The 13,375-nt window shown below is 73.2% G+C and carries 17 protein-coding genes; 16 read left to right on the forward strand and 1 reads right to left on the reverse strand.

The window, feature by feature from the left end:
- The 4 genes from JEK78_RS18095 (at position 1) to hisF (ending at position 2,365) form a co-directional block, all read left to right on the forward strand.
- Entirely contained in the window at positions 1-159 is a 159-nt protein-coding gene (locus tag JEK78_RS18095) for a hypothetical protein (RefSeq protein WP_200260890.1), read from the forward strand.
- 4 nt (positions 160-163) lie between these two features.
- Positions 164-802 (forward strand): imidazole glycerol phosphate synthase subunit HisH, encoded by a 639-nt coding sequence (hisH, locus tag JEK78_RS18100; RefSeq protein WP_242483131.1) that lies wholly within the window; start codon positions 164-166, stop codon positions 800-802.
- A gap of 2 nt (positions 803-804) precedes the next feature.
- Positions 805-1,530, forward strand: coding sequence for a bifunctional 1-(5-phosphoribosyl)-5-((5-phosphoribosylamino)methylideneamino)imidazole-4-carboxamide isomerase/phosphoribosylanthranilate isomerase PriA (gene priA / locus JEK78_RS18105; RefSeq protein ID WP_200260897.1), 726 nt, complete (start codon positions 805-807; stop codon positions 1,528-1,530).
- A gap of 76 nt (positions 1,531-1,606) precedes the next feature.
- Complete coding sequence (hisF, locus tag JEK78_RS18110; RefSeq protein WP_200260900.1) at positions 1,607-2,365, forward strand: imidazole glycerol phosphate synthase subunit HisF; 759 nt, start codon at positions 1,607-1,609, stop codon at positions 2,363-2,365.
- Positions 2,366-2,453: 88 nt separating this feature from the next.
- Here the strand turns inward: hisF and JEK78_RS18115 are convergent, their stop codons facing one another.
- Positions 2,454-3,074 carry a TIGR03085 family metal-binding protein gene (locus JEK78_RS18115; protein WP_200260903.1) on the reverse strand — a complete coding sequence of 207 codons (621 nt, stop codon included), beginning with the start codon at positions 3,072-3,074 and terminating at the stop codon, positions 2,454-2,456.
- 92 nt (positions 3,075-3,166) lie between these two features.
- Between JEK78_RS18115 and hisI the strand changes: the two genes are divergently transcribed.
- The 12 genes from hisI (at position 3,167) to JEK78_RS18175 (ending at position 13,183) form a co-directional block, all read left to right on the forward strand.
- The gene (gene hisI / locus JEK78_RS18120; protein WP_200260906.1) at positions 3,167-3,574 is read left to right on the forward strand and encodes a phosphoribosyl-AMP cyclohydrolase; all 408 of its coding nucleotides are present in this window, start codon (positions 3,167-3,169) and stop codon (positions 3,572-3,574) included.
- An 11-nt stretch (positions 3,575-3,585) separates the two neighbouring features.
- A complete protein-coding gene (locus JEK78_RS18125; RefSeq protein WP_200260910.1) occupies positions 3,586-5,076 on the forward strand; it encodes an anthranilate synthase component I in 1,491 nt (496 codons plus the stop codon).
- Positions 5,077-5,195: 119 nt separating this feature from the next.
- Complete coding sequence (locus JEK78_RS18130; protein ID WP_200260913.1) at positions 5,196-5,894, forward strand: TIGR02234 family membrane protein; 699 nt, start codon at positions 5,196-5,198, stop codon at positions 5,892-5,894.
- A 128-nt stretch (positions 5,895-6,022) separates the two neighbouring features.
- Positions 6,023-6,274 carry an HGxxPAAW family protein gene (locus tag JEK78_RS18135; protein WP_200264237.1) on the forward strand — a complete coding sequence of 84 codons (252 nt, stop codon included), beginning with the start codon at positions 6,023-6,025 and terminating at the stop codon, positions 6,272-6,274.
- Between the two features lie 84 nt (positions 6,275-6,358).
- Complete coding sequence (locus JEK78_RS18140) at positions 6,359-6,811, forward strand: DUF2752 domain-containing protein (RefSeq protein WP_200260916.1); 453 nt, start codon at positions 6,359-6,361, stop codon at positions 6,809-6,811.
- 112 nt (positions 6,812-6,923) lie between these two features.
- Entirely contained in the window at positions 6,924-7,733 is an 810-nt protein-coding gene (gene trpC, locus JEK78_RS18145) for an indole-3-glycerol phosphate synthase TrpC (protein WP_200260919.1), read from the forward strand.
- Between the two features lie 21 nt (positions 7,734-7,754).
- Positions 7,755-7,943 carry a hypothetical protein gene (locus JEK78_RS18150; protein ID WP_200260922.1) on the forward strand — a complete coding sequence of 63 codons (189 nt, stop codon included), beginning with the start codon at positions 7,755-7,757 and terminating at the stop codon, positions 7,941-7,943.
- A 197-nt stretch (positions 7,944-8,140) separates the two neighbouring features.
- The gene (trpB, locus tag JEK78_RS18155; protein WP_200260925.1) at positions 8,141-9,424 is read left to right on the forward strand and encodes a tryptophan synthase subunit beta; all 1,284 of its coding nucleotides are present in this window, start codon (positions 8,141-8,143) and stop codon (positions 9,422-9,424) included.
- Complete coding sequence (trpA, locus tag JEK78_RS18160; protein WP_200260928.1) at positions 9,421-10,236, forward strand: tryptophan synthase subunit alpha; 816 nt, start codon at positions 9,421-9,423, stop codon at positions 10,234-10,236. Before trpB ends, trpA begins: the two co-directional genes overlap by 4 nt.
- An 83-nt stretch (positions 10,237-10,319) precedes the next feature.
- Entirely contained in the window at positions 10,320-11,087 is a 768-nt protein-coding gene (locus tag JEK78_RS18165) for a thioredoxin domain-containing protein (protein WP_200260931.1), read from the forward strand.
- A 206-nt stretch (positions 11,088-11,293) separates the two neighbouring features.
- Positions 11,294-12,322: a prolipoprotein diacylglyceryl transferase gene (lgt, locus tag JEK78_RS18170; protein WP_200260936.1), complete on the forward strand. Its 1,029-nt coding sequence runs from the start codon at positions 11,294-11,296 to the stop codon at positions 12,320-12,322.
- A gap of 129 nt (positions 12,323-12,451) precedes the next feature.
- Positions 12,452-13,183, forward strand: coding sequence for a VIT1/CCC1 transporter family protein (locus JEK78_RS18175; protein WP_200260939.1), 732 nt, complete (start codon positions 12,452-12,454; stop codon positions 13,181-13,183).
- The last annotated feature ends 192 nt before the right edge of the window (positions 13,184-13,375 follow it).

Genomic DNA, 13,375 nt, shown 5'->3' on the forward strand with positions numbered 1-13,375 from the left:
GTGAACGGTCTGTCGACCCTTCTCATCGTCGTCGGCCTGTTCCTGGTGGGCGGGGTGATCTCCTTCGCCAAACAGGGCCAACCCAAGGGGTTGATCGTGCTGTTGTCGATCGGAGCGGGGATGGCCCTGCTCGCCGGTGTCCTACGGCTGGAGGTATAGGAACGTGAGCGCCAAGAGCGTCGTCGTCTTCGACTACGGCTTCGGCAACGTCCGCTCCGCCGAGCGTGCCCTCGCCAGGGCCGGAGCGGATGTCGAGATCACCCGGGACTTCGACCGCGCCATGAACGCCGACGGCCTGCTGGTCCCCGGCGTGGGCGCCTTCGCCGCGTGCATGAGCGGTCTGCGGGCGGCCCGAGGCGACTGGGTGGTGGACCGCCGGCTCGCCGGCGGGCGTCCCGTGATGGGCATCTGCGTCGGCATGCAGATCCTGTTCGCGCGCGGCATCGAGCACGGGGTGGAGACCGAGGGACTCGACGAGTGGCCCGGCACCGTCGGGCCACTCAAGGCCGAGGTCGTGCCCCACATGGGCTGGAACACCGTCGACGCCCCGGCCGACTCCCGACTGTTCGCGGGCCTGGACCCGGGGGCCCGCTACTACTTCGTGCACTCCTACGCCGTCCACGACTGGTCCCTGGAGACCCACAACCCGCTCATCGCGCCTCCCACGGTCACCTGGTCCACCCACGGCCGGCCGTTCGTCGCGGCGGTGGAGAACGGCGCGCTGTGGGCCACGCAGTTCCACCCCGAGAAGTCCGGCGACGCCGGAGCCCAGCTCCTCACCAACTGGATCGAGACCCTGTAGAGATGACCACGCTCGAACTCCTCCCCGCCGTCGACGTCCGCGACGGGCAGGCCGTCCGTCTGGTGCACGGCGAGTCCGGCACCGAGACCTCCTACGGCTCGCCGCTGGACGCCGCGCTCGCCTGGCAACGCGCGGGCGCCGAGTGGCTGCACCTGGTCGACCTCGACGCGGCCTTCGGCACCGGCACCAACCGCGAGCTGATCGCCGAGGTCACCGGAGCCATGGACATCAAGGTCGAGCTGTCCGGCGGCATCCGCGACGACGACACGCTCGCCGCCGCCCTCGCCACCGGCTGCACCCGCGTCAACCTGGGCACGGCGGCCCTGGAGGCCCCCGAATGGGTGGCGTCGGTCATCGCCCGCCATGGCGATCGGATCGCCGTCGGCCTCGATGTCCGGGGCACCACCCTGCGCGGTCGGGGCTGGACCCGGGACGGCGGGGACCTGTACGAGACCCTCGCCCGCCTCGACCGGGAGGGCTGCCCCCGCTACGTCGTCACCGACATCGCCAAGGACGGCACCCTCCAGGGACCCAACCTCGCGCTGCTGCGGAACGTCTGCGCGGCGACCGATCGACCCGTCGTGGCCTCGGGCGGCGTGGCCGGCCTGGACGACCTGCGCGCCCTGGCCGGGCTGGTGCCCCTCGGCGTCGAGGGTGCCATCGTCGGCAAGGCGCTCTACGCGAAGGCCTTCACCCTGGAGGAGGCCCTGCGGGTGGTGTCGGAGTGATGGTCGGGAAGAGGCGGCCGGTCGGCCGAGGAAGCCGCCAGAGAGGGCCGGTCGGGGCCCGGAGGAGCGCGGAGTCATGACCCTGGCGGTCCGAGTCATCCCCTGCCTGGACGTGGACGGCGGCCGGGTCGTCAAGGGTGTCAACTTCCAGGACCTGCGCGACGCCGGCGACCCCGTCGAGATGGCCAAGGTCTACGACGCCGAGGGCGCGGACGAGCTGACGTTCCTCGACATCACCGCCTCCTCGGGCAACCGCGAGACCACCTACGACGTGGTACGACGCACGGCCGAGCAGGTGTTCATCCCCCTCACGGTGGGGGGAGGCGTCCGTACCGCCGAGGACGTCGACCGACTGCTTCGGGCCGGTGCCGACAAGGTCGGCGTCAACACCGCCGCGATCTCCCGCCCCGAACTGATCAAGGAGATCGCCGAGCGTTTCGGCCGGCAGGTCCTGGTCCTCTCCGTCGACGCCCGACGCGTCGCGCCGGACACCTTCGAGGTGACGACGCACGGCGGCCGACGGGGCACCGGCCTGGACGCGGTCGAGTGGGCCCACCGCGCGGCCGAACTCGGCGCGGGCGAGATCCTGCTGAACTCGATGGACGCCGACGGCACCAGGGACGGCTACGACCTGGACATGATCGCCGCGGTGCGCCGGCACGTCACGGTGCCCGTCATCGCCTCCGGGGGCGCCGGAAGGCTCGCGGACTTCCCGCCCGCCGTCGCGGCGGGTGCCGACGCGGTCCTCGCGGCCTCCGTCTTCCACTTCGGGGACCTGCGCGTCGGCCAGGTCAAGGACACCCTCGGAGCGGCGGGCCACCCCGTGCGGCGGTGACCCGGCCGGCCCGCCGGTGGCCACGCCCACCCGGGCGATCCCGACGCGCAGGCTCGCCGCCCCGCGTCGGCATCGCCCGGTGCCGCCGTCAGGCCGCGTCGAGCTTGGCCAGCGCGTCCGCGTCGCCCTCCAACTCCACGCGCGCCGCGGCGCGCCGCCCGAACGCGAAGAGCAGAAGCTCCGAAGGCTCCCCCGTCGCCGTCACCACCGGCGTCCCGCGCCGGGCCACCACCGTCCGCCCGTCGGGGCGCCGCAGCACCAGGCCCGTCGGCAGTCCCCGCCCCAGCATCCGGGCCACGCGCTCCAGACGGGACCACAGGGCGTCCTGGAAGACGGGGTCCAGCTCTCGCGGCGCCCAGTCCTTCTGGGCACGTCGGACGTCCTCGGCGTGCACGTAGAACTCGACCGTGTTCGCCGCCTCGTCCACCTGCTTCACGGCGAACGGGGAGAAGCGCGGCGGACCGTTGCGGATCAGCTGGATCAGCTCGGAGTAGGGCTTGTCGGTGAACTCCTCGGTCACCTTGTCCAACCGAGCGGCCAACTGCTTGATCAGCATGCCGCCGGCGGCGTCCGGGCGACGCTCGCGCACCACGACGTGGGCGGCGAGATCACGGGTTCTCCAACCCTCGCACAGGGTGGGCGCGTCCGGTCCCGCCGTCTCCAGCAGTTCCGCGAGCAAGAGGCGTTCACGCTTGGCGAATGTCGACATGGGGCCAGCCTACGGGTGGCCCGGCCGCGCACCCAACAAGCCCGGGGCGGCAGCGGGCTCACTCGCGCGCCGCGCACGGCACAATGGGCGGCATGACCCGCACCACCACTCCGGCCGACGGCCTGGACCCGCGCATCGCGGCCCGCCTGAAGCGCGCCCCCGACGGGCTCCTGCCCGCCATCGCCCAGCAGTACGACACCGGCGAGGTGCTCATGCTGGGCTGGATGGACGACGAGGCCCTGCACCGCACGCTCACCAGCGGACGCTGCACGTACTGGTCGCGCAGCAGGGGCGAGTACTGGGTCAAGGGCGACACCTCCGGCCACGTCCAGTGGGTGAAGGCCGTGGCGCTGGACTGCGACGGCGACACCGTCCTCGTCCGCGTCGACCAGGTCGGCCCCGCCTGCCACACCGGCACGCGGACCTGCTTCGACAGTGACGTGCTCCTCGACGGCGACGGCGACGGCGACCGGGGCGGCGCGTCCGCCGCGGGTCAGTAGGGTCTGCGGTCATGGACCTCGAGACGTTCCGCAAGTTGGCCGGCGACCGCCGGGTCATCCCGGTCACCCGCAAGCTCCTCGCCGACGGCGACACCCCGGTGGGGCTGTACCGCAAGCTCGCCGCCGAGCGCCCGGGCACCTTCCTGCTGGAGTCCGCGGAGAACGGCCGTGCCTGGTCCCGCTATTCCTTCGTGGGCGTCCGCTCGTCCGCCGCCCTGACCGAACGGGACGGACGGGCGCACTGGCTCGGCGAACCGCCGACGGGGGTCCCCGTCGAGGGAGACCCCCTGGACGCGCTCCGCGCCACGATCCAGGCCCTGCACACCCCGCGGGACCTCGCCCACGACCTCGGTCTCCCTCCCTTCACCGGCGGCATGGTCGGATACCTGGGCTACGACATCGTGCGACGCCTGGAGCGGATCGGCCCGGGAGACCGCGACGACCTCCGCCTGCCCGAGCTGACCATGCTGCTCACCAGTGATCTCGCGGTCATGGACCACTGGGAGGGCTCCGTCCTGCTCATCGCCAACGCCATCAACCACAACGACCTCGCCACGGGTGTGGACGAGGCCCACGCCGACGCGGTGGCCCGACTGGACGCCATGCAGGCCGACCTGACGCGCCCGGTGGCGCAGCCGCCGGCCGCGTTGCCGCCCTCTCGTCTGCCCTCCTACACCGCCAGGTGGGGCGGCGCCGACTTCCAGGCGGCCGTCGAGGACGTCAAGGAGCGCATCCGCGCCGGCGAGGCCTTCCAGGTGGTGCCCTCCCAGAGGTTCGAGACGCCGTGCACGGCGAGCGCCCTCGACGTCTACCGAGTCCTGCGGGCCACGAACCCCTCGCCCTACATGTACCTGTTCCGCTTCGAGGGCTTCGACGTGGTGGGTTCCTCCCCGGAGGCCCTGGTCAAGGTCGAGGACGGACGGGCGATGCTGCACCCCATCGCCGGCACCAGGCACCGCGGGGCCACCCCGAAGGAGGACCAGGCCCTCGCGGACGACCTCCTCGCCGACCCCAAGGAACGCGCCGAGCACCTGATGCTCGTCGACCTCGGCCGCAACGACCTCGGGCGGGTCTGCGAACCGGGCTCGGTGGAGGTCGTCGACTTCATGTCCATCGAGCGGTACTCGCACGTGATGCACATCGTCTCCACGGTCACCGGGCGCGTCGCCGCCGACCGGACCGCCTTCGACGTGCTCACCGCGTGTTTCCCTGCGGGCACCCTCTCCGGCGCGCCGAAGCCTCGCGCCATGCAGATCATCGACGAGCTCGAACCCTCCCGGCGCGGCCTCTACGGCGGCTGCGTCGGCTATCTCGACTTCGCCGGCGACTCCGACACGGCGATCGCCATCCGGACCGCTCTGCTCAGGGACGGCGTCGCCCACGTCCAGGCCGGCGCCGGCGTCGTCGCCGACTCCGACCCGGTCGCCGAGGACACCGAGTGCCGCAACAAGGCGGCGGCCGTGCTCCGGGCGGTGGACACCGCGAACCGGCTGGGAGGCTGACAGGTGCCCACGGGCCCCGGCCCGCGAGGGCGTGCCCGGGAGCCGGGATCACCCCACACGGGACATTCCGGGGTGCCCCGGGTGACCGCTCGCCGGACGTTCGGGCGATAGTGGAGTACGTGACTGCCGAACCCCCCGCCCCCGCCGACCCCGAACCCCCCGCCCCCGCCGACCCCGGGCACCCCGCCCCCGCCGCGCGCCGGAGCCTCGCCCTCGCCCTCCTCGGGGGCGCGCTCGGCGTGGCCCTCGTACTGCTCTCCAGCCGACAGGAGTGGGCGACGGGCACCGTCTCGGTCGCGGGCGGCGACTTCCCGGCGACCGCGAGCGGCGGCGAGGTCACGGGGGTGCCCGCGGCCCTGGCCGTCGTCGGCCTCGCAGCGCTCGTCGCGCTCTTCGCGGTGCGCCGGGCCGGGCGCCGGGCCGTGGCGGTGGTGCTCGCGCTCAGCGGTGCCGGCGCCCTCGTCTCGGCCCTGCCGCGTGTCTGGGTCGGCGGGGCACTCGACGAGCGCGCCGCCGCCGTGGCCGGCGACACCACGGCCTCCGTCCACTCGGTGGCCACCACGGCGTGGCCGTACACGTCCGTGGCAGGCGGCGCGCTGATCCTGCTGGCCGGTCTGCTCGCACTCCGCCACGGACGGTGGTGGCCGGCGATGTCGGGGCGCCACGAGCGGAGCGGTCCGGACGGACGGCCGCGCGCCGTCCGGACCGCCGGCGTGCCCGAGCGCCCCGAGGACCTCTGGAAGGCCCTGGATCGCGGGGAGGACCCCACCGGTGGCGAGCCCGAGGCGAGCGGCGAACGCGTCGGCCCGTCCGACTGACCCGACGGCCGCCTGCGGACGACGCGTCCCACCGGGCCCGGCACCCCCGCTGCCGACTCCCGTGACGGTGCGGGACAATGACACCGAGCGTCCTGCTCAGACACGTACACAGCAACGAGGAGCAAGCAATGGCGGGCAGCAGCCACGGTCACACCCCGGCCGCCTGGACCGGTGTCATCATCGCCTTCGTCGGTTTCTGCGCGGCGGGCGCGTTCATGGTGATGGACCAGCCGTACGGCTTCTGGGCCGGCATGGCCGTCGTCCTCCTCGGCGGCGTCGTCGGCGGGATCATGCGGATGATGGGTCTCGGTCAGCCCAAGGAGGTCCACCCGGTCCACGCGGCCACCGACGAGCACCGCGCCGCCGGCGCGGCGGGCTGACCCCGGCCGGAGTCGCTTCCCGAACGTCGGGAGTCGGACCATCCATCTCTCGCGCGTCTCCCCCGAGCCGGGCACGATGCCTCCATGGACGTCCTCGACCGGCGGAGACCCGCCCCGACCCCGAAGAGGCCCGGCAGGGCCTCGACGGTCGCTCGGGTGGCCCGCCCGGTCGCGGTGCTCGCGGGCGTCGTCGGGGCCTTCGCCTTCGTCGCCGCCGTGGACCCCAACGAACCGGGCCACTACCCGGGCTGCCCGCTGTTGGAGTTCACCGGGATTCACTGCCCCGGTTGCGGTGGCCTGCGCAGCGCCCACGCCTTCGCCCACGGCGATCTGGCCACGGCGCTCCAGGCCAACGCGCCGGCGGTGTGCGGCTATCTGGCGTTCCTGGCGCTGTGGACCGCCTGGGTGGTGCGGGCCGCCCGCGACCGGCCGGCCCCCGGGGCACCCGGACGGGCGTACGCCTGGGGCCTGAGCGCTCTGCTCCTGGTCTTCACCGTCGTCCGCAACCTGCCGCCCGTCGACTGGTTGCGGCCCTGAACACCCGCCGGTCGGCCCCGGACCCGGCCCCCGCCGCGTGCGAGGTGCCCTGCCGGCTCCGGATACCATCGCAGTGACCATTGGTTTCACCGTCAGGAAGGGGGTCGCTCGCGTGAGTGTCCTCGACGAGATCATCGACGGAGTCCGGGCCGACCTCGTGGAACGGCAGGCGCGCGTCGGCCTCGACGAACTGAAGGAGCGCGCCGCCCGGGCCCCGGCCGCGAGGGACGGCGCGGCGGCCCTGCGCGGGGAGGGTGTCGGGGTCATCTGCGAGGTCAAGCGTTCCAGCCCCTCCAAGGGCGCGCTGGCGGCCATCGCCGACCCGGCCGGGCTCGCCGCCGACTACGAGGCGGGCGGGGCGTCGGTCATCTCCGTCCTCACCGAGGGGCGCCGCTTCGGCGGTTCGCTCGCGGACCTGGAGGCGGTCCGCGCCCGGGTGGACATCCCGGTGCTGCGCAAGGACTTCATCGTCACGTCCTACCAGTTGTGGGAGGCGCGTGCCCACGGCGCCGACCTGGTGCTGCTGATCGTCGCCGCGCTGGAGCAGCCGGCCCTGGAGTCCCTGATCGAGAGAGCCGTCTCCATCGGCCTGACCCCGCTCGTCGAGGTGCACGACGAGGAGGAGGCCGACCGCGCGGTCGACGCCGGTGCGAAGATCATCGGGGTCAACGCGCGCGACCTCAAGACCCTGGAGGTGGACCGGGGCACCTTCGGGCGGGTGGCCCCGGAGATCCCGGCGGGCATCGTGAAGGTGGCCGAGTCCGGTGTCCGAGGTCCGCACGACCTGATCGCCTACGCCAACGAGGGCGCCGACGCCGTCCTGGTGGGCGAGTCCCTGGTCACCGGCCGCGACCCGCGGACGGCGGTCGCCGACCTGGTGGCCGCGGGCGCTCACCCGGCGCTGCGACACGGGCGCGCCTGACCCCCCGCTATTCTTGACACGATGACGTCCGCGACCCCGCCGCCGACCCGCGACCCGTACGCCCGCCTGGCGCGTGGCTGCCGGCCGCGGGGATGCCGCGCACCCGCGCGCAGGGTGCGCGGTCGTCGTGTCCGGTACGTCATCGGCGCCGAGCCGGGGCAGGTCAACGGCCGGCGATGGCACGGCCCGCGAGAGGGCGGGGCGGTCTGACAGCGAGGTGCCCGGCGGGTTCCCGCGCGGTGCTTTCGCGTTCCGCTGTCGGGGAGCGCCGTCGCCGGGACCCCTCGTGGCGCCCTCGGAGCGCCCCTGCGGGCGTCCCGCGTCGAGGCCCCGTGCCGCCGTTCCCCGCGGACTCCCCGCCTTCCCCAGGCGAATCGTGCCCATCACACTCACCGCGAGGTGTCCCCATGCCCAGTGATTTCTTCGTCCCCGACCCGGGAGGCCGGGTTCCCGACGCCGGAGGCTACTTCGGCGCCTTCGGCGGGACCTTCATCCCGGAGGCGCTCGTCGCCGCCGTGGACCAGGTGGCCGTCGAGTACGACAAGGCCAAGGCCGACCCGGAGTTCGCGCGCGAACTCGACGGACTCTTGACGGACTACACCGGCCGGCCCAGCGCGCTCACCGAGGTGCCGCGTTTCGCGGAGCGGGCGGGTGGCGCCCGGATCCTCCTCAAGAGGGAGGACCTCAACCACACCGGCTCCCACAAGATCAACAACGTGCTGGGTCAGGCGTTGCTGACCAAGCGGATGGGCAAGACCCGGGTCATCGCCGAGACCGGGGCCGGTCAACACGGTGTCGCCACGGCCACCGCCTGCGCCTTGTTCGGTCTCGAATGCGTCGTCTACATGGGTGAGATCGACACCCGGCGGCAGGCCCTGAACGTCGCGCGGATGCGGATGTTGGGCGCCGAGGTCGTCGCCGTGAAGTCCGGCAGTCGCACTCTGAAGGACGCCATCAACGAGGCGTTCCGCGATTGGGTCGCCAACGTCGACCGGACGCACTACCTCTTCGGCACGGTCGCCGGTCCGCACCCGTTCCCCGCGATGGTCCGCGACTTCCATCGTGTCATCGGCGTGGAGGCCCGACGCCAGGTGCTGGAGCGCGTGGGGCGTCTGCCGGACGCCGCCGTGGCCTGCGTGGGTGGGGGGTCCAACGCGATCGGCCTCTTCCACGCCTTCATCCCGGACACCTCCGTCCGCCTGGTGGGTTGCGAGCCCGCCGGGCACGGCCTGGAGACCGGGGAGCACGCCGCGACCCTCACCGCGGGCGAGCCCGGCATCCTGCACGGTTCCCGCTCCTATGTCCTCCAGGACGACGAGGGCCAGATCACCGAGCCCTACTCGATCTCGGCCGGCCTCGACTACCCCGGCATCGGCCCGGAGCACGCCTATCTCAAGGACTCGGGGCGGGCCGAGTACCGTGCCGTCACGGACGACGCCGCGATGGAGGCGCTGCGGCTGCTGTCGCGCACGGAGGGGATCATCCCCGCCATCGAGAGCGCGCACGGCCTCGCCGGCGCGTTGGAACTCGGCCGGGAGCTGGGCCCCGACGCGGTGATCGTCGTGAATCTGTCCGGACGGGGCGACAAGGACATGGACACCGCGGCCCGTTACTTCGGGCTGTACGACACCGACGCCGAAGTCCCCGCGGAGGCGGGCGGCGAGGCCGAGATCGAGGGGGACGCCCGGTGAGCGGGAACGCGCGACTGCTGAAGGACACGCTCGCCGCGGCCCGGGCCGAGGGCCGATCCGCCTTGATCGCCTACCTGCCGGCCGGGTTCCCGACGGTGGACGGCGGCATCGCGGCGGTCGAGGCCGTCGCGGCCGGGGGCGCCGACGTCGTCGAGGTGGGACTGCCACACAGCGACCCGGTGCTGGACGGCCCGGTGATCCAGACCGCCGACGACATCGCCCTGCGCGGCGGGGTCCGCGTCGCGGACGTGCTGCGCACGGTCCGCGAGGCACACGCCGCCACCGGCAAGCCGATCCTCGTCATGACCTACTGGAATCCCGTCGACCGCTACGGTGTGGATCGCTTCGCCGACGAGCTGGCCGAGGCGGGTGGCGCCGGCTGCATCCTGCCCGATCTGCCGGTCCAGGAGTCGGCCCGCTGGCGGGAGCGGGCCGAGAAGAACGGGCTCGCCACGGTCTTCGTCGTGGCTCCCAGCACCCGGGACGCCCGCCTGGCGGAGATCACCGAGGCGGGCAGCGGCTTCGTCTACGCCGCCTCGATCATGGGCGTCACCGGCACCCGGGAGAGCGTGGGCGGTCAGGCCGAGGATCTGGTCCGGCGGACGCGGGCGGTGACTGATCTGCCCGTGTGCGTCGGCCTCGGGGTGTCGAGCGCCGGTCAGGCGGCCGAGGTGGCGCGCTTCGCCGACGGGGTGATCGTCGGTTCGGCCTTCGTCAAGCGCCTGCTCGACGCGCCGGATCAGGCGTCCGGGCTGACGGCCGTCCGCGCCCTCGCCGGTGAACTGGCTCGAGGCGTGCGCGGCGGACCGTAGCGGCGAGGCGGAGTGGATCGCTCGTACGGGTGGACCTTGGACCGGGGAGGCGCGGTGTGCCTCCCCGGTTCGTTCTGCGGGGTGTGAGCGAGAAGAATCGTGACGGAAAGCGCAACGCCCGCGAACGACTGGCAGTCGAGCGGGACAAGCGGAAACGCGCCGACAAGCGGCGCCGCGGACTGATCGTGGGGGCGGCGGTGGTCGGGGTCATGGGGTTGGCCGCCGTCATCGGGGTGATCGCCGCAGGGGCCGGTGGCGACGGCGAGTCGTCCGGTCCGGTGGTCGTGCCCTCCGGCGCGCAGGGGGAGGACGGGCTCGCCATCCCGGTCGGGCGGGACAGCGCAGGGTCCACGCTCACCGTCTGGGAGGACTTCCGCTGCCCGGCCTGCAAGGTCTTCGAGCAGAACTACAGCCCGGTGATCCACGAGCTGACCGAGGCGGGGCAACTCAAGGTCGAGTACCACCTGGCCACGCTCATCGACGGCAACATGGGTGGCACCGGCTCGGCGAACGCGGCGAACGCGGCGGCCTGCGCCCAGGACGCCGGGAAGTTCGTCCCGTACCACGACCTGCTGTTCGAGAACCAGCCGCCCGAGACCGACGACGCCTACGCCCAGGACGCCAAGCTGTTCGAGCTGGCCGGGAAGGTCGACGGGCTGGACACCCAGGCATTCCGCGAGTGCGTCGAGGAGGGCACCCACGACGCCTGGGTGGAGCGGTCGAACGCCGCCTTCCAGGACGGGAACTTCAGCGGTACTCCCACGGTGCTGCTCGACGGCACCGACATCTACCAGGACCGCGGCATGACCCCGGACAAGCTCAAGGAGATGGTCGAGGAGGCCAACGGCTGACGGCGGCGGGGCCCGGTTCCAGGTCCCGCCCGTGGCGGACCCGTGGCCGGTCCGGCGGTCTTGGCGACGTCGAGGGCCGCGTCGGCGTCCCGGTCCGGAGACGGCCCCGCACGCCGAGCACGTCCACACACGGCGTTCGGAGATTCGCTTCACCCCGCCCTGAAGGGCGGAGCACTGTGAACGAGCCTGGTAGCGTCGGACCTGCCATGGAACTCGCCTTCATTCCCAGCCCGTCGCGCGGGGTGCTCTACCTGGGCCCCGTCCCGCTGCGCGGCTACGCCTTCTGCATCATCATCGGCGTCTTCGTCGCCGTCTGGCTCGGCAACAAGCGCTGGGTCGCGCGCGGCGGACAGGCCGGCACAGTGGCCGACATCGCGGTCTGGGCCGTGCCCTTCGGCTTGGTCGGCGGCAGGCTCTACCACGTGATCACCGACTACCAGCTGTACTTCGGCGAGGGTCGGGACTGGGTCGACGCGTTCAAGATCTGGGAGGGCGGGCTCGGGATCTGGGGCGCCATCGCCTTCGGCGCGCTGGGCGCCTGGATCGGCTGCCGGCGGCGGGGCATCCCCCTGCCCGCCTACGCCGACGCCGTGGCGCCCGGCATCGCGCTCGCCCAGGCGATCGGCCGCTGGGGCAACTGGTTCAATCAGGAACTGTACGGGAAGGCCACGGATCTCCCCTGGGCCGTGGAGATCACCTCGTCGGCGGACGGCAGGGCGCCCGGCACCTACCACCCGACGTTCCTGTACGAGTCCCTGTGGTGTGTGGGCGTCGCCCTGCTGGTGATCTGGGCCGACCGTCGCTTCACCCTGGGCCGCGGCCGGGCCTTCGCCCTCTACGTGGCGGCGTACTGCGCCGGCCGCTTCTGGGTCGAGTACCTGCGAGTCGACGAGGCGCACCAGGTCCTGGGGCTGCGACTGAACAACTGGACGGCCGTTCTGGTCTTCCTGCTGGCCGTCGCCTACATCGTGGTGTCGGCGAGGACGCGGCCGGGCAGGGAGATCGAGGTCGAGCCGGGCGCGGCCGACCCCGAGCGGACCGGTGGCGAATCCGGGGCGGAATCCGCGGTCCCCGCCGCGGCGCGGCCCGCGGACGACGCGGAGCGCGCCGGCACCCCGCCGGACCGGCCCGTCGCCGCCGACGGCGGTGAGGGCGCGACAGACCCCACCGGCACGCCTCGGCCGGAATCCGCCGAGGCGGACCAGGCCGGGGTGGACCCGCTGAAGAAGGGCTGAGCGCCCTCCCGAGGCCGGTGAGCACAGCCTCACCTCGCCGGCGCCCGCGCCGGCACCGACGTAGCTTGGCTCCTGTGGAGAAGTCGAGGCGCGTCGGACGCGCCTGAGCGAGGGGTACCGGGGGTCGTCGTGTCCGCCATCGAACGCAGAGCCGCGCTCCACGCGGCGCACCGGCGCAACCACACCCACCGCGACGTCACGGGTGGGTGGCTCCGACCGGCCGTGTTCGGAGCCATGGACGGACTCGTCTCCAACTTCGCCCTGATGTCCGGTGTCGCGGGCGGCTCCCTGGACCGTCAGGCCATCGTGTTGAGCGGGCTGGCGGGCCTCGCGGCCGGTGCCTTCTCGATGGCCGCGGGGGAGTACACCTCCGTCGCCAGTCAGAGGGAGCTGGTCGAGGCCGAGCTCGACGTCGAACGCGGCGAACTGCGCCGGCATCCTCAGGACGAGCAGGCCGAGCTGGCCGCCCTCTACGTGGCGCGCGGTGTCGAGCCGGCCCTGGCCCGTCGGGTCGCACGACAGTTGTCACGCGACCCCGAGCAGGCCTTGGAGATCCACGCCCGTGAGGAGCTGGGCGTGGCCCCGGGCGACCTGCCCTCCCCCCGGGTGGCGGCCCTGTCGTCGTTCCTCTCCTTCGCCGTGGGGGCGGTGCTCCCGGTGCTGCCCTACCTGCTCGGTGCCCACGCGTTGTGGCCGGCCGCGCTGCTCGCTCTGGCCGGGCTCTTCGTCTGCGGGGCGTTGGTGTCCCAGGTGACCGCGCGCAGCTGGTGGTACAGCGGCCTTCGACAGCTCGCCCTGGGTGCCGGGGCGGCCGGCGTGACCTACGCTCTGGGTGCCCTGTTCGGCACCGCCCTGGGGTGATCGCTCGGCGCGCGTGTGCACGCCATCGGGGGAGGAGTCGTTACCCGCTGGTTTCGCGTGTGTGACCACGGGGCATGAGCCGTAAGCACTGTGAGCAAAGAGGCTCGCCGCACACCTGCGGAGGGGGCGAGGGAGCCCCCTCCTCCTCCGAGCCGACCATCTCGCCGCACCCCGGGCGTCGTCCGAATGGTG

Origin of the sequence: Streptomyces sp. HSG2, from assembly GCF_016598575.1 — a bacterium.
GTDB lineage: Bacteria > Actinomycetota > Actinomycetes > Streptomycetales > Streptomycetaceae > Streptomyces.

Coding starts and splice junctions, on each gene's coding strand:
- priA (WP_200260897.1), top strand. CDS start 805: ATGACCACGCTCGAACTCCTCCCCGCCGTCGACGTCCGCGACGGGCAG.
- hisF (WP_200260900.1), top strand. CDS start 1,607: ATGACCCTGGCGGTCCGAGTCATCCCCTGCCTGGACGTGGACGGCGGC.
- JEK78_RS18115 (WP_200260903.1), bottom strand. CDS start 3,074: ATGTCGACATTCGCCAAGCGTGAACGCCTCTTGCTCGCGGAACTGCTG.
- hisI (WP_200260906.1), top strand. CDS start 3,167: ATGACCCGCACCACCACTCCGGCCGACGGCCTGGACCCGCGCATCGCG.
- JEK78_RS18125 (WP_200260910.1), top strand. CDS start 3,586: ATGGACCTCGAGACGTTCCGCAAGTTGGCCGGCGACCGCCGGGTCATC.
- JEK78_RS18135 (WP_200264237.1), top strand. CDS start 6,023: ATGGCGGGCAGCAGCCACGGTCACACCCCGGCCGCCTGGACCGGTGTC.
- JEK78_RS18140 (WP_200260916.1), top strand. CDS start 6,359: ATGGACGTCCTCGACCGGCGGAGACCCGCCCCGACCCCGAAGAGGCCC.
- JEK78_RS18150 (WP_200260922.1), top strand. CDS start 7,755: ATGACGTCCGCGACCCCGCCGCCGACCCGCGACCCGTACGCCCGCCTG.
- trpB (WP_200260925.1), top strand. CDS start 8,141: ATGCCCAGTGATTTCTTCGTCCCCGACCCGGGAGGCCGGGTTCCCGAC.
- lgt (WP_200260936.1), top strand. CDS start 11,294: ATGGAACTCGCCTTCATTCCCAGCCCGTCGCGCGGGGTGCTCTACCTG.